This window comes from Sodalis sp. RH14, from assembly GCF_047324285.1.
Classification (GTDB): Bacteria; Pseudomonadota; Gammaproteobacteria; order Enterobacterales; family Enterobacteriaceae; genus Acerihabitans.
Genome location: NZ_CP178739.1, coordinates 4,216,432 through 4,232,470, shown reverse-complemented (window position 1 = coordinate 4,232,470; position 16,039 = coordinate 4,216,432). Strand labels below are relative to the sequence as shown.

General features: G+C 60.4%; 18 protein-coding genes and 1 riboswitch. Of the genes, 10 read left to right on the top strand and 8 right to left on the bottom strand.

Annotation, left to right across the window (positions count from 1 at the left end; all coding sequences use genetic code 11):
- Positions 1-29: 29 nt before the first annotated feature.
- Complete coding sequence (locus tag ACL2XQ_RS19240) at positions 30-938, top strand: LysR family transcriptional regulator (RefSeq protein WP_413739560.1); 909 nt, start codon at positions 30-32, stop codon at positions 936-938.
- Here the strand turns inward: ACL2XQ_RS19240 and ACL2XQ_RS19235 are convergent.
- Positions 935-1,546: a glutathione S-transferase family protein gene (locus tag ACL2XQ_RS19235; protein WP_410014038.1), complete on the bottom strand. Its 612-nt coding sequence runs from the start codon at positions 1,544-1,546 to the stop codon at positions 935-937. The genes ACL2XQ_RS19240 and ACL2XQ_RS19235 overlap by 4 nt on opposite strands.
- 488 nt (positions 1,547-2,034) lie before the next feature.
- On the opposite strand from ACL2XQ_RS19235, the gene ACL2XQ_RS19230 reads away from it, so the two are divergent.
- Positions 2,035-2,466, top strand: a complete 432-nt coding sequence (locus ACL2XQ_RS19230) for a helix-turn-helix domain-containing protein (protein WP_413721161.1) — start codon at positions 2,035-2,037, stop codon at positions 2,464-2,466.
- 46 nt (positions 2,467-2,512) lie between these two features.
- Here the strand turns inward: ACL2XQ_RS19230 and ACL2XQ_RS19225 are convergent, their stop codons facing one another.
- Positions 2,513-3,451, bottom strand: coding sequence for an AraC family transcriptional regulator N-terminal domain-containing protein (locus ACL2XQ_RS19225; RefSeq protein WP_413721160.1), 939 nt, complete (start codon positions 3,449-3,451; stop codon positions 2,513-2,515).
- Positions 3,452-3,607: 156 nt separating this feature from the next.
- Between ACL2XQ_RS19225 and ACL2XQ_RS19220 the strand changes: the two genes are divergently transcribed.
- Positions 3,608-4,105 carry a MarR family winged helix-turn-helix transcriptional regulator gene (locus ACL2XQ_RS19220; RefSeq protein ID WP_413723479.1) on the top strand — a complete coding sequence of 166 codons (498 nt, stop codon included), beginning with the start codon at positions 3,608-3,610 and terminating at the stop codon, positions 4,103-4,105.
- A 287-nt stretch (positions 4,106-4,392) separates the two neighbouring features.
- Positions 4,393-5,568 carry a class C beta-lactamase gene (gene ampC, locus ACL2XQ_RS19215; RefSeq protein WP_413721159.1) on the top strand — a complete coding sequence of 392 codons (1,176 nt, stop codon included), beginning with the start codon at positions 4,393-4,395 and terminating at the stop codon, positions 5,566-5,568.
- Here the strand turns inward: ampC and ACL2XQ_RS19210 are convergent.
- Complete coding sequence (locus tag ACL2XQ_RS19210) at positions 5,565-6,479, bottom strand: LysR family transcriptional regulator (RefSeq protein ID WP_413721158.1); 915 nt, start codon at positions 6,477-6,479, stop codon at positions 5,565-5,567. The genes ampC and ACL2XQ_RS19210 overlap by 4 nt on opposite strands.
- A gap of 154 nt (positions 6,480-6,633) precedes the next feature.
- Between ACL2XQ_RS19210 and ACL2XQ_RS19205 the strand changes: the two genes are divergently transcribed.
- A complete protein-coding gene (locus ACL2XQ_RS19205) occupies positions 6,634-7,653 on the top strand; it encodes a zinc-dependent alcohol dehydrogenase family protein (protein ID WP_413721157.1) in 1,020 nt (339 codons plus the stop codon).
- A gap of 111 nt (positions 7,654-7,764) precedes the next feature.
- Here ACL2XQ_RS19205 and ACL2XQ_RS19200 read toward each other — a convergent pair whose 3' ends face one another.
- Positions 7,765-8,160 carry a hypothetical protein gene (locus ACL2XQ_RS19200; protein WP_413721156.1) on the bottom strand — a complete coding sequence of 132 codons (396 nt, stop codon included), beginning with the start codon at positions 8,158-8,160 and terminating at the stop codon, positions 7,765-7,767.
- Between the two features lie 115 nt (positions 8,161-8,275).
- On the opposite strand from ACL2XQ_RS19200, the gene ACL2XQ_RS19195 reads away from it, so the two are divergent.
- Complete coding sequence (locus ACL2XQ_RS19195) at positions 8,276-8,884, top strand: TetR/AcrR family transcriptional regulator (RefSeq protein ID WP_413739559.1); 609 nt, start codon at positions 8,276-8,278, stop codon at positions 8,882-8,884.
- A 26-nt stretch (positions 8,885-8,910) separates the two neighbouring features.
- Here ACL2XQ_RS19195 and ACL2XQ_RS19190 read toward each other — a convergent pair whose 3' ends face one another.
- The 3 genes from ACL2XQ_RS19190 to ACL2XQ_RS19180 all read right to left on the bottom strand — a co-directional run bounded on the left by ACL2XQ_RS19190 (position 8,911) and on the right by ACL2XQ_RS19180 (position 11,529).
- Entirely contained in the window at positions 8,911-9,804 is an 894-nt protein-coding gene (locus ACL2XQ_RS19190) for an SDR family oxidoreductase (protein WP_413721154.1), read from the bottom strand.
- A 122-nt stretch (positions 9,805-9,926) separates the two neighbouring features.
- Entirely contained in the window at positions 9,927-10,880 is a 954-nt protein-coding gene (locus ACL2XQ_RS19185) for a quinone oxidoreductase family protein (RefSeq protein ID WP_413721153.1), read from the bottom strand.
- 202 nt (positions 10,881-11,082) lie between these two features.
- Complete coding sequence (locus ACL2XQ_RS19180; RefSeq protein ID WP_413721152.1) at positions 11,083-11,529, bottom strand: N-acetyltransferase family protein; 447 nt, start codon at positions 11,527-11,529, stop codon at positions 11,083-11,085.
- 424 nt (positions 11,530-11,953) lie between these two features.
- Between ACL2XQ_RS19180 and ACL2XQ_RS19175 the strand changes: the two genes are divergently transcribed.
- The 4 genes from ACL2XQ_RS19175 (at position 11,954) to thiD (ending at position 15,065) form a co-directional block, all read left to right on the top strand.
- Entirely contained in the window at positions 11,954-12,685 is a 732-nt protein-coding gene (locus ACL2XQ_RS19175; protein WP_413739558.1) for a helix-turn-helix transcriptional regulator, read from the top strand.
- 303 nt (positions 12,686-12,988) lie between these two features.
- Positions 12,989-13,216, top strand: coding sequence for a hypothetical protein (locus ACL2XQ_RS19170; RefSeq protein WP_410014050.1), 228 nt, complete (start codon positions 12,989-12,991; stop codon positions 13,214-13,216).
- A 114-nt stretch (positions 13,217-13,330) separates the two neighbouring features.
- Positions 13,331-13,431: riboswitch (TPP riboswitch) on the top strand.
- Between the two features lie 39 nt (positions 13,432-13,470).
- A complete protein-coding gene (gene thiM / locus ACL2XQ_RS19165) occupies positions 13,471-14,265 on the top strand; it encodes a hydroxyethylthiazole kinase (RefSeq protein ID WP_413721150.1) in 795 nt (264 codons plus the stop codon).
- Positions 14,262-15,065 carry a bifunctional hydroxymethylpyrimidine kinase/phosphomethylpyrimidine kinase gene (gene thiD, locus ACL2XQ_RS19160; RefSeq protein ID WP_410014052.1) on the top strand — a complete coding sequence of 268 codons (804 nt, stop codon included), beginning with the start codon at positions 14,262-14,264 and terminating at the stop codon, positions 15,063-15,065. The genes thiM and thiD overlap by 4 nt, the downstream gene beginning before the upstream one ends.
- On the opposite strand, the gene ACL2XQ_RS19155 is transcribed toward thiD, so the two are convergent.
- Complete coding sequence (locus ACL2XQ_RS19155) at positions 15,012-15,926, bottom strand: hypothetical protein (protein WP_413732185.1); 915 nt, start codon at positions 15,924-15,926, stop codon at positions 15,012-15,014. The two genes, thiD and ACL2XQ_RS19155, sit on opposite strands and share 54 nt — an antisense overlap.
- Positions 15,927-16,039 lie beyond the last annotated feature (113 nt).

Genomic DNA, 16,039 nt, shown 5'->3' with positions numbered 1-16,039 from the left:
TAGACAACTTGTATTGAAAATGAGACATCATGAATTTTAACGCCCTAGAGGATTTTCAGCTGGTGGCGGCTCACGGCGGCTTCGGCAAGGCCAGCCGCGCCAGCGGCCGGTCTAAGGCAACCCTGTCGCGCCGTGTCGCCGATCTCGAAGAAGCGCTGGGCATTAGGCTTATCGAGCGGGGTACGCAGCGCCTGGAGTTGACCGAAGCCGGCCACCTGTTGCTGAGCAGAACGGAGGGGCCGATGCGCGAGGTTGTTGAAGCGGTGGCGGCGGCACGGGACGGCCTCGGGACGCCGCGGGGCCGTCTGCGCCTCGCGGCACCGCTCCTGTTTTCGCAGTTGGCGCTGGGGCGGCTTGCCGCTGAGTTCCTGGTGCTCTATCCCGACGTCCAGATCGACGCCGTGGCGGAGGATCGTCTCGTCAATCTCGTGGAAGAACATTTCGATGTCGCCATCCGCATCAATCCGGGCAAGGACAGCACATTGGTCGGCAGGTGCTTTGCCAGGGACAGGCTGGTCCTTGCCGCCGCGCCATCCGTTCAGATGCCGACGGGGCGACGCGACAAGCCTTTCCAGGTTCCGGCGGTCGTCATGCCTTCCTATCGCGACGGCGATATTTGGTCGGTCCGCAACGGTCAGTTCACCGTCGAACCACAACCTGTTCTGCGTTTGTCTTCGCTCCTGATGGTGCGGGATGCCATTGCCGCCGGCGCCGGGGCGGCGATGCTGCCGCAGTCCATTATCGGGAGCCTGCTGGAAAAGGGCGAACTGGTGATGTGGGGGATTGCCGGCGACGAAGTCGAGCTATGGGTTCTGCACACGTCGCGCCGTTTGCAGAGCGCCAAAGTCCGGGCCTTCGTGGAGTTCATGTGCAACCAGTATCCCCATGGATCCTTTACCCTGCCCATGGGGGATAATGGTTTGCGCCAACCGCTCTAATAGTCTGCGCTCGGGCGTAACCGAAAGCGCCTGTACCAGGCATCCAACCGCGGATGATCTTCGCCGAAGGGAAGGCTGAACCTCTCGCGCGCCGTTTGAAAAATCGGGAAGACGGTGAAGTCGGCAATCGTCGGTTCATCGCCGGCGAGGAATGCCTTCCCGCCAATTTCTTTCTCCAGGATATCGAGAAGTTCCGATAAGTAGCGGGAGATGCGATCGGCCGTCTCCTGCGACGGGGCCGGCTCCTTTGCCGGGAAGGCGTTGGTCTGGTTCCAGAGCCACAACTGGCCCCGGGCGACCAGATCGCTGCCCAACCTTTCAAGCGAGCGCACGCGTGCCCGTGAGAGGGGGTCGGAACCTATCATCGGCCTGTCCGGAAAGCGTTCCTCCAGGTATTCGACGATCGCCGCCGAATCAGTGATCGCAAGGCCGGTATCGGTTACCAGGGTCGGGGCCCTGCCCGACGGATTGATGCCCAGGTAGCGAACGGAGCGATGCTCGCCGTTCGCGTAATCGAGTTCGTAGCGTGGGATGTCGATCCCTTTCTCCGCGAGATAGATGATGACGCGCCGCGGGTTTGTGCCCATGCGAAATTGATACAGCAACATTGTTCCAACCTCTTGTTTGTAGCTTGATGTCAACGCCGACAGAATTGCGATCCTTTACGGCAACGTAACACGGCCTCCCAACGTATCGCGCGTTGTTGCCCGGGATTATCCGCGGTAACGGGATCATGTTTAACGTGCCGCTTAGCCGGTAGTCTTGTCCGCTGATTGGCACAACGGGGGCGGCAATGGATCCAGCATGACAGGGCCAGCCGCATCTCGTCGTCGCCAAAGGTGCCAAAGGGCCGGTTACGCTTCGGCGGCCTGCCGCCTGATTCATTGCGACGCGCCACTTGAGGCCAGGCAGCATAAGCGTTGCCTCAGCTCATCCACCAGAAGCGGTCGCGGCGCAAATCAAAGGGGAAATGGCCGCAAGTATTTCAGTGCCATCCGTTCGCCGCCCCGAGTTCTGGTGCGCGACAGTAAGTGGGTGGTAAGCCGGTAAGCCATAACATACCTTGCCGCCTTACCGTGCCTGTAAAGGGAACCGGGTGGAAAAGAACGATCTTAACCTGGGAGTCATTATGTACCATGAGAATATTTTGGATGATTTGTTGATATGGATTGAAAGCAATCTTGAGGCGCCGCTGAATGTGGGGATACTCTCCGCCAAGTCCGGCTACAGCAAATGGTATTTACAGCGATTGTTCAAAAAGCTCACCGGGTATTCCCTTGCCACCTACACCCGCAAAAGAAGGTTGACCCGTGCGGCCGAGGAGTTGCGCCAGTCGGCAATCACCATCAAGGACATCGCCCATAAATACCAATTCGACGATCATTCGGCCCTGACCCGGGCGTTTAAAAAAAATTTCCATATCACGCCTTCGGCGTACCGGCGTTTACCCGTGCGCACGGATTATGGTTTACAGCCGGTCCTCACATTAAAAAACAGCCCGCGCCCAGGCCCCGGTTATCGCCTTTAAATTACCTATTGGCCCGCCAGTAACGGGAGGGCGGGCCCTGCGCGGTTCATCTCGCCCTGGCCGTCCGTAATGACGTGACGTCGCGAATGGGCGGCGCGCCGAACATGCGCCGGTACTCGCGGTTGAACTGCGTGACGCTTTCGTAGCCGACCCGGATCGCCGCGGTGCCGGCATCGATATTTTCTCCCAGGAGAATGCGCCGGGCTTCATGCAGCCGCAGATGCTTTTGATATTGCAAGGGACTCATCGCGGTCATGGCCCGGAAGTGATGGTGCAGCGTGGAGACGCCCATGGCGGCCAGTTCCGCCAGGTTCTCGACGCGCAGTGGTTGCGTATAGTTTTCCCGCAGCCAGGCGATCGCCTTGGCGGTTCGTTGACTTTGCGTACCGAGTAAGACGGTTTCCCGAAAACGCGTCCCCGCTGAACTGGTGAGGATGCGATAGATGATCTCCCGCTGGATAAGCGCACCCAGATGGGGAAGATCCCGAGGCTTGTCGAGCAGATCGACCAGACGCGCCACGGCATTGAAAAGCTCAGGGGTGGCGGGGCCGGTTGCCATGGCCGTTCCCGCCACAGGCGCGTTCGATGCGTGCGTATCCACGTCGGCGATGATTTGCCGCGCCGCCTGAAGATCCAGCCTCATCAGCAACGAGACATAGGGGACCGCGGGGCTGGCCTCCAGCACCTCGGTCACGGTAGGAAGATTGACCGCGGTCAGCAGGAAGCGGGACTCGTCATAGAGGTAGGTGGTATTGCCGAGCTGAACGCGCTTCCTGCCGCGAATAATCATGGAAAGGCTCGGCTCATAGAGATAGGACGTCGGCGGTCTCGGCTCCCTGACCTGTGCAAAGCTCAGGCCGGGCAGAGTCGTGGCGCGTTCCTCGCCGTCCCCGACAAAGGCCGTGATCCGGCGTGCAAGCCCGGCACGGATGTGTTCGGTTTCATTGCGCAGGCGGCGATCCGCTTCGTCAGGTTCAAAAATCATGGCGGCCTTCCTGATGCGATGGCGTAGGACGTCAGTATACTCAATCGTGGTGGTTGATTGATTGATTAATTTCCGGCAAGGGAATGGCTCAGCCGCTGAATTCGCTATCGCGATCCGATCCTGTCTGTGTAATATGCACCGAATAGACATCGGGCTATATCAACGGGAAAAAGAGTGCGGGATAAACAAATTTCTGAACAGCTCCGGGTGTTGCACGGGGCGCTGCTGGGGATCGTGAGCGTGATGAACCGTCCGCAGAACGATGAAGCCATGGTACGGGAGGCCGGCATTGCGCTCGATCGGGCCTTGTTTCCACTGCTCGTATTGATAGAGCGTCTCGGGCCCATCGGCGTGGTGGGCCTTGCCGATCGCGTCGGGCGCGACCACACCACGGTCAGCCGCCAGGTTGCCAAGCTTGAGAGCCTGGGTTTGGTGACGCGTCGACCCGGGATGATCGATCGCCGCCTGCGGGAAGCGGAGGTAACGCCGAAGGGAAAATTAATGACCGATGCCGTGGATGCCGCGCGGGAGCGGAGGGGACGGGCGATTTTTTCGCATTGGGACCCGGCGGAATTTGACGAACTGGTGCGGCTGGCGTGCCGGTTTGCGCACGATCTTGAACGCTCTGCGTCCGACAATCAGGCCGATGCATAGCGCGCGCGGGTTATCTTCTAAGGCATCGGCATTACCGGGCAATAAAGGGTAGGCATCGTATTTTGCCGCTGAGCGGCGGTACCCGGCGGGGGTATTTTTGACATTAAGCAGCGGATTCGCGGCGGGCAAATACGACCTAATCATGGCCGGTTTATCAGATATTGAATCAGTGGAGATGATCATGTTATCCGTTGGCGAAGACAACATCGCATGCACCCACGCTGTTTTAACCGTCATACAGGTTAATGACTGCACCAGTGCCTATCATCCATCGTAATGAGCGTTTTATGTATAAAACAAAGCCATTTCCCTTTATCGCCCTGTCCCTGCTTGCCATCACCCTAAGCGCCCGGGCTGCCGACGCAGCGCCGGATGCCTATCGCGCCGACGTCGATCGCGCCATCCTGCCGATGATGGAAAAGCACCAGATTCCCGGCATGGCCGTGGCCCTTACGGTGGACGGCAGGCACTATTTCTATAACTACGGGCTGGCGCAACGGGCACCGGCAAAAAAAGTCACGTCCGATACCCTGTTTGAGCTCGGGTCGGTGAGTAAAACGTTTAACGTGGCGCTGGCCGCCTATGCCGCACGGCACAATAAATTGGCCTTATCCGACAAAGTCGGGCAATACCTGCCCATCTTGCGGGATACCCCTTTCGGCAACCTGACGCTTATCAATTTGGCCACCCATACCAGCGGCGGGCTGCCGCTGCAGGTTCCCGATGCCGTAACCAACGAGGCGCAGCTGATGGACTACCTGCGCGCCTGGCGTTCCGCGCAGGGCGCCGGGCAGGGGCGCTCTTATTCCAATATCAGTATCGGCGTCCTGGGACTTATCTCCGCCCGGGCGATGGGAGGAACCTATGTTAATCTGCTGCGGGACGTCATCCTGCCCGGGCTGGACATGCGCCATACCTGGATTATCGTGCCGGAACAGGAGATGAAAAACTATGCCTGGGGGTATGATAAGCAGAATAAGCCGGTACGCGTCACTCCCGGCCTGCTGGGCGAAGAGGCCTATGGCGTAAAATCCACCGCCGCCGATATGATCCGGTTTGTCGACGCCAATATGCTGGGCAATGGCGAGGGATCGCCTGTGCAGCAAGCCGTGACCGCAACCCATCGCGGCTATTTCTCAACCACGAAATACACCCAGGACATGATTTGGGAGCAATACCCCTGGCCGGTGGCGCTGCAGACGGTTATCGACGGGAATGCGGATGATATGACGCATGCTATCCAGCCGGTAACAATCCATACCCCTCCCACGCCGCCCAATCAGGCCGTTTTCCTGAATAAAACCGGCGCCACCAACGGCTTTGGCGCCTATGTGGCCTTTATCCCCGAGAAAAAAATGGGCATCGTGATGCTGGCCAACCGCAACTATCCGAATGTTGAGCGCGCCCAGGCGGCATGGCGGATCTTTAACGACATAGCCGGGCAGGACGCCCTGGCGCGCTAAACCCGCGCGCCAAGCGAGGGGATCGGCAGCTTGATAAAGTCGACGAACGCCCTGAGCGCCGCCGGCATATGGGGCTTGTTGGGATAATAGAGATAAAAGCCCGGAAAGGGTTTGCACCATTCTTCCAACACATGGATCAGCTCCCCGCGGTCAATATAGGGCGCAACAAAGCTTTCGGGCAGGAACGCGAGGCCGGCGCCTTGCAGCGCCGCCGCAAGGAGCAGATCCGTGTCGTTGGCGGTAATGGCGCTGTCGACGTCGACGGCCAGGGAGCCGTCCGGACCCTGGAAGCTCCAGCGGTACAGCGCGCCGGTCTCGTGCCAGCGGTAGGTGACGCACCGGTGATCGCGCAGCTCCCGTGGCGCCTGGGGCGCCGTTCGGCCAGCGAAATAGGCGGGTGACCCGACGACCGCCATCTTCAGGTCCGGCGTCAGCCTGACCGCCACCATATCCTGCTGCACCAGCTCCCCCGAACGGATCCCCGCGTCAAACCCCCTGGCCACGACATCGGTAAGGCTGTCATCAATCACCAGGTCAAGCCATACGTCAGGATAAAGCGCCTGGAACGCCGCCAGGACAGGCGTCACCACCAGGCGGGCGGCAATACGCGGCAGGTTCACGCGCACCACGCCGCGCGGCTGCAGCTGGCAGGCGCCGACGTCCCTGACGGCCCCCTCCATATCGGCGACCGCGGGGCGCAGGCGATTGGCCAGGTCGCTGCCGGCTTGGGTTGGCGCCACGCTGCGGGTAGTGCGGTTAAGCAACCTGGCGCCCAGGCGCTCCTCAAGCGAGCGGATGGTGTGGCTGAGGGCGGAGGGCGACAGGCCCAGCCGCCGGGCGGCGCGACGGAAGCTTCTTTCTTCCGCGACGGCCATAAAAGCCAGCAGCTCGGCGAATTCCGCGCCTTTCATACAGTTGCCTCACATTCAACAGATTGTGCCGATTATAGCGCATTATCATGCACTATCCAGGATGCGATACTGTGCGGACCCTAACCTCAAGGGCCTCTGCCGGGCGGATGATCGCGCGGGACGCCCTTTCCGCCAAGATGCAACGGAGTACGTGATGACAAAAACCATGAGACGTTGGGAGATGGACGCCATAGGCCGGGACCGGCTGGCGCTGCGTGAGGTGCCGATTCCGGCGCCGGGGCGGGGCGAAGTCCTGGTGAAGGTGGCCGCCGTCTCGCTCAATTATCGCGACAAGATGGTAACCGAAAGCGGCCGGGGTTTACCCATCGCGTTTCCCTTCACCCCCGGTTCCGATCTCGCGGGAACGGTGATCGCCGCGGGCGCGGATGCCGCCCGCTTCAGCACCGGCGAGCGCGTCATCTCGACCTTCACGCCCGGCTGGATCGACGGCGTCCGGCGCGGTGACGCCCGCACGCCGTCCTATCGTACCCTGGGCGGTTTTTATCCCGGCGTGCTGGCGGACTATGTGGCGTTCCCGGAAGACTGGTTCGTGCGGGCGCCGCATACGCTGGATGATGCGCAAGCCAGTACATTGCCCTGCGCCGGGCTTACCGCCTGGTTCGCGCTTGTCGAGCGCGGCCGCCTGCGCGCCGGCGAGACGGTGCTGATAGAGGGAACGGGCGGCGTCGCGCTGTTCGGCCTGCAGATCGCCAAGGCGCATGGGGCCGAAGCCATTGTCTCCGCCAGCGCCGACAAGCTGGCGCGCGCCATGGCGCTGGGCGCGGATCATGGCATCGATCGCCGGCACGCAGATTGGGTGGACGCGGTACTGCGCATCACCGGCGACCGCGGCGCCGATCATATTTTCGAGCTGGTCGGCGGACCGCACCTCGGCAAGGCCGTCCAGACGGCGGCTGTCGGCGGGCGCATCTACCAGATTGGCGCGCTGGAGGGGTTCGAGGTGTCGGCTCAGGCCATGCCGCTGATGCTTAAGGATGTCAGCATCCAGGGTATAGGCACCGGCCATCGCCGCGCGCTGGAGGATCTGGTCCGGGCCGTCGACCGGACGGGCCTTAAACCGGTGATCGATACCCGCTATCCGCTGGCTGATCTTGCCGCGGCGCTCGATCATCTCGACCGCGGCGCTTTCGGCAAGATCGTTATGGAAATGTAGCGCCCGGCCAACGGCGCCAGCTTGCGGAAAGCCTTCGCCGCAATATCCCCAGGCGTTCTGGCGCGTCTTTGCGCGGGCGCTGCGCAATAGCGCCGACAAATTGTCTGCCGCCTAGCGTTGGCCTGGCTCCCAATCCGGGCTGTAGCCGCCCAGCTGCGGGTGATACATCTCGTCGCCGTCATGCTGGGTAAACTCGACGTTGAGCCGATCCGCGCGCAGTCCCAGTATTTCGACACAGTGCGCGCAAAGCGCCTTGGCCACCGCCATGCGCTGGTCGGCCGACCGGCCTTTGCGGATGTCCAGCATCAGCACCGAAACCGGCTCCGGCGCGCTATCGGCCGCCGTAATACGCCAGACGCCGCCTGCGCCCAATTCCCGGATGGCGATGCTGATACGCCGGATATCGACGGACATCATATCGGCATAGGTGGCGCAGAGTTTGGCGGCCAGGCGCTGCTTATCCGGCGTGGCATAATGGCCGTTTACATCAAGTTGCAGATAAGGCATGGGCTCTCTCCTTCACAGTGAAACACGCGGGCAGGGGCAAACAGTGTAGCGCCGGATAGCTGCCAGGGCTATAATAGATGATGCTGATAATGTATATGCCATAGTGGGAGTTGCCATGCCGCGGGTATCAAGAGCCGAAACCGAACGCAACCGCGTCGCCATTGTAGACGCCTCGTCACGTTTGTTCCGTGAACAGGGCCTGCGCGTCAGCGTCGCCGATCTGATGGGCGCGGTGGGCTTGACGCATGGCGGGTTCTACGGGCATTTTGCGTCGAAGGATGAACTGGCCGCCATTGCCTGCGCCAAGGCCTTCGGGGATTCGGTTGAGCGCTGGCATGCGCGCATGGACGGAACCGGGGACCCCGCCGCGGCGCACGCCGCGCTGATTGAGGGATATCTCGCGCCGCAGAACCTGACGGCGGTGGCAACGGGGTGCCCGCTGGCCGCCTTGGCCACCGATGTCGCCCGTGAGCCGCAAGACAAGCCCGTGCGCCTGGCGTTTCTCCAGGGGCTGGAAAAACTGATTGCCCTGCTTGCCGATGGGCTGGAAGAGGGCGATGCCGGCGCTGCGCGGGAAGCCGCACTGGCTGAGATGGCCACCCTGGTCGGGGCGCTGGTGCTGGCCCGGGCCACAAAAGGGCAGGCGCTCTCGGATGAGATTATGGCGAGCGCCAGGCGCCATCTGCTCGCCGGCGAAGCCCAAAACATACCGGCTTCTTCCTGATCACCGGCCGAAAACCGCCGTGCCGGTCAGGAAAAATAGCGTGGGTGGTCGAGATCGGCAATCAGTCCAGGCTGCTCCGGCCGCCAGCCCAGCTGTTCGCGGGTCTGCCGGCTCAGGGCCGGGCTGTTAAGCGCGGCGAAGTGCGCGAACCAACCGAAGTGTGCGGCGGCTTCACCGGCGGTCTTGGCGACGACCGGCAGGCCCAGGCGGCGGCCGATAACCTCGGCGATCGCGCGAAACGGCACCCCTTCTTCTGCGACGGCATGATAGCGGGCGCCCGCAGCGCCTTGTTCAAGCACCAGCCGGAACAAACGCGCCGCGTCGAGCCGGTGCACGGCGGGCCAAAGATTAAGGCCCTCGTCCACATACGCTGAAACGCCCCGTTCGCGCGCGATGCCGATCAGCAGCGGCACAAAGCCATGATCGCCCTCACCATGGACCGAAGGCGGCAGGCGTACCAGCGAGACGCGCACGCCCTGCGCCGCCAGCGCGGCCACCGCGTTATCCGAGGCGACCCGGGGTATCGCATCGGGGCCGGCCGCCGGGACATCGTCCTCGGTGGCGCTACGGCCGAGCGACATCAGCCCGGTGGCGGAGGTGACCACCAGGGGGCGGCCACTGCCGGAGACCGCGGCGCCGAGCGCCTCGATGGCGCGCCGGTCTATCACGCAATTTTCCTTCATTTTGGTGAAGTCGTGGATAAAGGCGGTATGAATGACGCCGTCGGACAGGGACGCCCCGGCGCGCAGGCTGTCCAGATCTTCCAGGCTGCCGCGATGCGCCTGGGCGCCGGCGGCGATAAGCGACCCGGCGGAGGCCTCCGAGCGGGCGAGACCGAGCACCTGATGGCCGGCGGCGATCAGTTCCCTGACAATGGCGGAGCCGATAAACCCCGTAGCGCCGGTAACAAAGACACGCATGATAGCTTCTCCAGAGAGGTATGGGCGAAGAGCTACTATCGGCTTTCCGGCCGTAGGGGTAAAGTAGTGACGTTATACGGGTATATCGACTAACAGGTTCGGCAATGACCCTGAACGGGCTTTCAGGGCCGCAATACGATGCGCGCGCCGTCGTTATCAGCGGCCCAGGCCCGCGCGACCTCCGCCAGCGGCATGGATTGCGCCGCGATGGCAAAACCGGCCTCCGGGGCCGCCGCCAGCACGCCCTGGATGGCCGCCAGCATGCGCGGAAACGGCACGCTGCCGATGCCGCTGCCCATCAGCTGCAATGCGGACGACCGCAACGCCGCCCCCGGCAGGGTGATATCGGCCCCGCTTAACGAGCCGATTTGCACAAAACGAATCGGTACGCCCTCAGGACCGGCCTTGGCGGCGGCGATGGCCAGCGTTTGCGCGCTAACCCCCCATAAATAATCCAGCACGATATCGACGCCCTGGCGAAATTCGTGCGTAAAGGCCTGCTCCTGGGCGTTCAAATTCTGGACCAGCGGAATCGTCACGTCGGCGCCAAGACGGCGGAGATCGCCGAACGATGCGGTCCGGCGTCCCGTCGCAATGATTTTCCCGGCGCCGAGATGCCGGGCAATCTGGATTGCCAGGCGGCCGGACGTGCCGGCGGCGCCGTTAATCAGCACCGTTTCACCCCCGCGCAGCCGGGCGCGTTCCACCAGGGCCGCCCATGACGACATGCCCGGTATGGCCATGGCGGCGGCGGAAACCTCGTCCAGGTCGTCCGGCAGGGCGATGCAATGGCCCGCGTCCACCAGGCATTGCTCGGCCATGGCGCCGTAAGGCTGCACCGGCAACAGAAAATAGACGCGCCGGCCGTCTTGCGTGATGCCGGTGCCATCGATGCCGGGAATAAACGGCAGCGCGCTGTCGGCGCTGTAATGCGCGCCCGACGCGCGATTCCTGGTGATGTGGCTCAGCGACGACGCGCTGACGCGGATCAGGCTTTTGCCCGGCGCGGGCGCTGGTTCACTGAAGTCTCCGTAGACGGGGGGCTGGCCCGCCGTTGTTACGATCGCTGCTTTCATTCCGTTTCACCCCTGGGCGCGAATCCGGCCATCCCCGATGGCAACCGGGTTCAAATGGATAATATGTGTATTATGCACATACATGGCCGCCAGGAAAAGCCGCACAGAAGAATAAATCGTCACGGCAACAGACGCCCGCGCATCGTCCTGTAACCCCAAGACGGGGGCAGCGGCCACGAAAACGCGGCGCGGGCGCGCCTGGCTACTGCTGCCGGATCCTGCGGTGCATCAGATAATATTTGCCGTGCTCGGAAACACCGGATGAGATAATCGTCCAGCCGTGACGCAGATAGAATTGCTGCGCACCCACATTCTCCTGCAGGCATTTAAGCGCCATGGTGCCGCGGCAGAGCGGATAGCACGCCGTCAGCAGCGCGGTGGCTACCCCGCGGCGCTGCCAGGCAGGATCGACAAACAAATTATGCAAAAAGCTGTCCGGCAGCCAAAGCGAGGCAAAACCGGCAATATGGCCCTGTATTTCGGCGACGATGATCTTTTCATCGAACGTGGCGCCGTCAAAATCCTCCAGCCGCCACTGACGGTTATCAAGCCAGGTCCAGCCGGTCTTGCGTGCCGACAGATAGAGAGTACGCAGAAAAGGACGATCCGCTTCCCGGTAATCCCTGACAACCACATCCTCTTTTTTCATCTTAAACCTTAGTTAACTTATTGATTTGTTACCTTCTCAGTATCAAGTTTAACTTATAGATGGAATAAATAATATTGTGCTTATTATTTCCAGGCGGTAAAGGATGCGGTGCCGGCGCGGTGCGGTCCGCCGGCAGGCGATCGCGATTATTATCCGGTCGCATCTAGCTGAAGCTTAAACTAGATTAATATAAACGCGGGATGCCGCTGAGGATACACCGTCTTAAACACCGGTATGAGGGTGGCGCAAGCCCTGGGCGGCAGTCATTAACGCCGCAATGATTGATAAAACTGTTAGAGGTTGCATCCATAGCCTGCCTCTTATATTATCCAAAATCCCACCGGTATTACATGTTGAAACTGCTCTTTATTACCCCTTATGGATAATAAATGATGAGTGTTAGTTAATATGGCAGGCATATTTTATGGAAAAACCCTTAGAGAATAATCAAGATTTCTTTATCCAAACGATGAAAATAGAAATCAAACTTTATCTTCAGCAGATATTCAAGAACGCCAACGCGTTCTGTTTTGCCTACTTTATGATGAATAAAAGCGATAACTTCCCAGCCTATATAATATCCGACTACCCCAGCGGCTGGCTGAATCAATACCGCAGTTACGGTTATCAAAAAATCGACCCGGTGATGCTCATCGCCTGCCGGAAATTCACCCCTTTTTTTTGGCCTGATAATCCGTCGATAATACAAGAGCATAGCTTTTTCAGGCTGTCAAAATATTACCGGCTTGACAGCGGCTACACTTTTACGTTGCATGATTGCGATAACAACCTGGCTACATTAAGCATCAGCAACCGCCAGGGAAAGGAGGAATTCTATCATTTTATTGAGCAAAACAAAGAAAGACTGCAGATGCTGCTGATTAGCACTCATGATAAGGTGTTGAACTTTATGCAAAATACGTTGCCCGACGCCACATCCCATGGCGAGAGATCACACGTCCAGGCACTGTCTCCCCGGGAAAAAGAAGTATTATTCTGGGCCAGTGTCGGAAAAACCTATGGCGAGGTCGCGACCATCCTGGCAATACGCGAGGGAACGGTAAAATTTCATATCAGAAATATTATTGATAAGCTAGGCGTTACGAATGCAAAACATGCCATCAGCCGGGCCACGGAACTTAAATTATTTGGTTAACTATCCATTTATCATTTCGCGCAACGCGATCACAACCCTGTCCATCTGTGGGAGTTTTATTATGCTGTCGGCTTAAAATGGACAGCGTTGCCAATATATTTGCAATCATTTATATAGTGTTTAAGATGCAGGCGTTGCCGCGAGAAATTTGATGCTATCATTGCCCGGTGATTCTTCTGGCTGTTGAAGGTAGGCATGATTAGATTCTGTCTTTTTAATTTATTAGCTTTGTTTTCATTAACGGCATATTCCTCTGAGCATCTCCATAAAATAATTTTAATCGATCTCATGAATAATAAGCCAATGTTTTGTCATGCTGAGCCCCGTTGGCGCTTTTCCCCGCCGATAAAAGACGATCCCTGGCTGGCCGGGCGGTTAAGCGCGCTGGCCGAGGCGGGATTTGCCCGCCTGGAGGGGGCCGGGGACAGTGCGCAGTGGTGGTTGACGCCCACCGGCGCCACGGGTGCGCAATTCTGCGGGGACGTTTGTTACGGCCGGATGTTGGTCAGTCCCCAGCGGCCCTGCTCATAGCCTTATTATTAAGTCTGCTGATAATTGTGTTTATGAGATCGACGCCGGCGGAGGGACCAGGCTCCGCCGGCAAACTCACCATTGATCTTTTCTCCCGCCCGCCGGATAATCATGCCACTTGACTCGGGGTGTCCGCCGCTGTGCGCCGGACTGAGATTTTACCCGTATGACCTGATCTGGATAATGCCAGCGTAGGGAAGTCACGGCCTGTTGTCCCGCCGGGTCCGTCTTCCTCAGCGCCGGCTGGGAGCGCTATGATTACCGAACCTGCCGAACTGCCCGGCTTAGCCGCCGCGTCTTCCCTTACCCTGCTGCGCCAGCGCAAGCCATTAGTCCATTGTATGACCAATGACGTGGTACAGGCGTTTACCGCCAATGCGCTCCTGGCCGTCGGCGCCGCCCCGGCCATGGTGATCGAACCCTGTGAGGCGGTTCAGTTCGCCGCCATGGCCGATGCGCTGCTGGTGAATATCGGCACGCTGACCGCGCCGCGGGCCGAGGCGATGATGGCCGCCATTACGTCGGCCAATCAGGCCGGCACGCCATGGGTGCTGGATCCGGTGGCCGTGGGCGCATTAACCTTCCGTACTGAATTCGCCCGGGGCGTATTGCCGTTAAAACCCGCCGCCATTCGCGCCAATGCCTCGGAAATCCTGGCGCTGGCCGGGCAGCCGGCCCTGGGCCGCGGCGTGGACAGCGCCGACGACTCCCGCCTCGCCCTGCCTTTTGCCCGCCGGCTGGCCGCGGACTATGGCACCCTGGTCGCGGTTACCGGCCGGGTGGACTTTATCACCGACGGCGATCGGGTCTGGTCCGTGACCGACGGCGACGCCATGATGACGCGCGTCACCGGTACTGGCTGCGCCTTATCGGCCGTGGCGGCGGCGTTTTGCGCCCTGCCGGGCGATCGGTTGCAGCATCTGGCCGCCGCCTGCAGGATCATGGCGCTGGCCGGGCGGTTAACCGCCCGGGACGCGGCGGGTCCGGGCAGCTTTGCCGTCGGCTTCCTCGACCGGCTGTACGGCCTGCAGGAGGAGGATATACCATGAAGCGCTGCCATAACCTGCTCAGTATCGCCGGCACCGATCCCAGCGGCGGCGCCGGTATCCAGGCTGATTTAAAAACCTTCTCGGCGCTTGGCGCCTATGGCGCCACGGTCATCACCGCGCTGGTGGCGCAAAATACCCGCGGCGTGCAGTCCATCTATCCTATCAGCGCTGAATTCGTCGCCGCCCAGCTGGATTCCGTGCTCGGGGACCTGCGTATCGACAGCGCCAAAATCGGCATGCTCGGGCAGGCGGACATCGTGCGGACGGTGGCGGCAAAACTGCGGCAATATCCCATACCCTATGTGGTGCTCGATACCGTGATGGTGGCGAAAAGCGGCGATTTCCTGCTGTCGCCGGATGCCGTGAGCGCCGTGCGGGATGTCTTATTGCCGCTGGCGTCCATCATCACCCCTAATTTGCCGGAAGCGGCGGCGCTGCTGGGCTGCCGCGCCGCCGCCAGCGAGGAGGAAATGCGCCGGCAGGGCCGGGAACTCCTGGCCTACGGCTGCCAGGCGGTGGTGATGAAGGGCGGCCACCTGCATGGCGACTCCAGTCCCGACTGGCTTATCACCGCCACGGACGAACGGCGTTTCGACGCCGTCAGGGTGAACACCCGGCATACCCATGGCACCGGTTGCACGCTCTCCGCCGCGCTGGCGGCCCTGCGTCCGCTGCATGACGACTGGGCGCAAACGCTCGCGGCGGCCAAAGCCTGGCTGCAGCAGGCGCTGCTACATGCGGATGATCTACAGGTCGGGCAGGGGATCGGGCCGGTCCATCATTTCCACCAGTGGTGGTGACATTCCGGTGAGAATGCCCTGGGCAAAGTTAAGCAGCGAGCGGGCGTCGTGCAGATGCCGGGCGTCGAAGGCGTTGAGCAAATAACTGTTCTCGCCGCGGTGCGGGCGGATGCGCAATGACGGCAGGGGCGTGCCGCCCCGGTATTCCGGTACCGCCGTATAGATATACCCCGGCTGCATCTGGTTGTCTTCATCGCGCCATAATAATTGCAGCGCCGGATAAGGGCCGAGACAGCGGCCGATAAAGACATTCCCGGCCCAGAAACCTTCGTACTCGCCGTCTTTTTGCAGTCGTTTTTCGCTGAACACCGGCGCGTTGATCAAGCCTGATAGCTGGTCGGGCGTTAACGTCTGCAGCAGCTGATGCCACAGCGGATTGCCGTTTTCCAACTGCCAGCAGGCCATGCCGATATAGTCGTTAAGCGCCTGCCAGTCCTGCTCCAGCATGCGCTTGACCGGCTTATCGGTCATATTGCGAAACTGCATCAGCGGGCTGACCATATCGCCCAGCGTATTGTAGGTAATCAGCGTCATGGTGCGCGGATTGCGGCGCAGCGACAGCCAAAGGATTAATTTTGGGATGCGGAACTCAATGGATTGCACGCTGAGCCGGTACTGGTTCTCTTTGGTCAACACAAAACCGTTGGAGGTGCCGCGCTTTTCGCGGTAGTTATGGATAACCACCACGCTGTGGGGCCCCATCCAGCCGGTAATATAATGTTCTTTGTCACTCTGGGTGACTTTCATATCCTCGACCATGTCGCACAGGCTTTTTTCCGTCAGCGTCTCCAGGGGATGGGCTTCCCCGGCGCTGTAGTAAAGCGTTTGCGGCGCGGGCAGGGCGGGTGAAAATGCTTGCATGATAACTTCCTGAAACAGCTACATAGCCTATAGATTACCCTAAGTTGTTATACAAATTCTTGCGCGTGTCGTCCCGGACTGTCGAAAATGTGCGTAAGATCAAATCACTGGCG

Excerpts from the sequence above, each read along its gene's own strand:
- ACL2XQ_RS19240 (WP_413739560.1), top strand. The coding sequence starts at position 30 with ATGAATTTTAACGCCCTAGAGGATTTTCAGCTGGTGGCGGCTCACGGC.
- ACL2XQ_RS19235 (WP_410014038.1), bottom strand. The coding sequence starts at position 1,546 with ATGTTGCTGTATCAATTTCGCATGGGCACAAACCCGCGGCGCGTCATC.
- ACL2XQ_RS19225 (WP_413721160.1), bottom strand. The coding sequence starts at position 3,451 with ATGATTTTTGAACCTGACGAAGCGGATCGCCGCCTGCGCAATGAAACC.
- ampC (WP_413721159.1), top strand. The coding sequence starts at position 4,393 with ATGTATAAAACAAAGCCATTTCCCTTTATCGCCCTGTCCCTGCTTGCC.
- ACL2XQ_RS19210 (WP_413721158.1), bottom strand. The coding sequence starts at position 6,479 with ATGAAAGGCGCGGAATTCGCCGAGCTGCTGGCTTTTATGGCCGTCGCG.
- ACL2XQ_RS19205 (WP_413721157.1), top strand. The coding sequence starts at position 6,634 with ATGACAAAAACCATGAGACGTTGGGAGATGGACGCCATAGGCCGGGAC.
- ACL2XQ_RS19200 (WP_413721156.1), bottom strand. The coding sequence starts at position 8,160 with ATGCCTTATCTGCAACTTGATGTAAACGGCCATTATGCCACGCCGGAT.
- ACL2XQ_RS19195 (WP_413739559.1), top strand. The coding sequence starts at position 8,276 with ATGCCGCGGGTATCAAGAGCCGAAACCGAACGCAACCGCGTCGCCATT.
- ACL2XQ_RS19190 (WP_413721154.1), bottom strand. The coding sequence starts at position 9,804 with ATGCGTGTCTTTGTTACCGGCGCTACGGGGTTTATCGGCTCCGCCATT.
- ACL2XQ_RS19185 (WP_413721153.1), bottom strand. The coding sequence starts at position 10,880 with ATGAAAGCAGCGATCGTAACAACGGCGGGCCAGCCCCCCGTCTACGGA.
- ACL2XQ_RS19180 (WP_413721152.1), bottom strand. The coding sequence starts at position 11,529 with ATGAAAAAAGAGGATGTGGTTGTCAGGGATTACCGGGAAGCGGATCGT.
- ACL2XQ_RS19175 (WP_413739558.1), top strand. The coding sequence starts at position 11,954 with ATGGAAAAACCCTTAGAGAATAATCAAGATTTCTTTATCCAAACGATG.
- ACL2XQ_RS19170 (WP_410014050.1), top strand. The coding sequence starts at position 12,989 with ATGTTTTGTCATGCTGAGCCCCGTTGGCGCTTTTCCCCGCCGATAAAA.
- thiM (WP_413721150.1), top strand. The coding sequence starts at position 13,471 with ATGATTACCGAACCTGCCGAACTGCCCGGCTTAGCCGCCGCGTCTTCC.
- thiD (WP_410014052.1), top strand. The coding sequence starts at position 14,262 with ATGAAGCGCTGCCATAACCTGCTCAGTATCGCCGGCACCGATCCCAGC.
- ACL2XQ_RS19155 (WP_413732185.1), bottom strand. The coding sequence starts at position 15,926 with ATGCAAGCATTTTCACCCGCCCTGCCCGCGCCGCAAACGCTTTACTAC.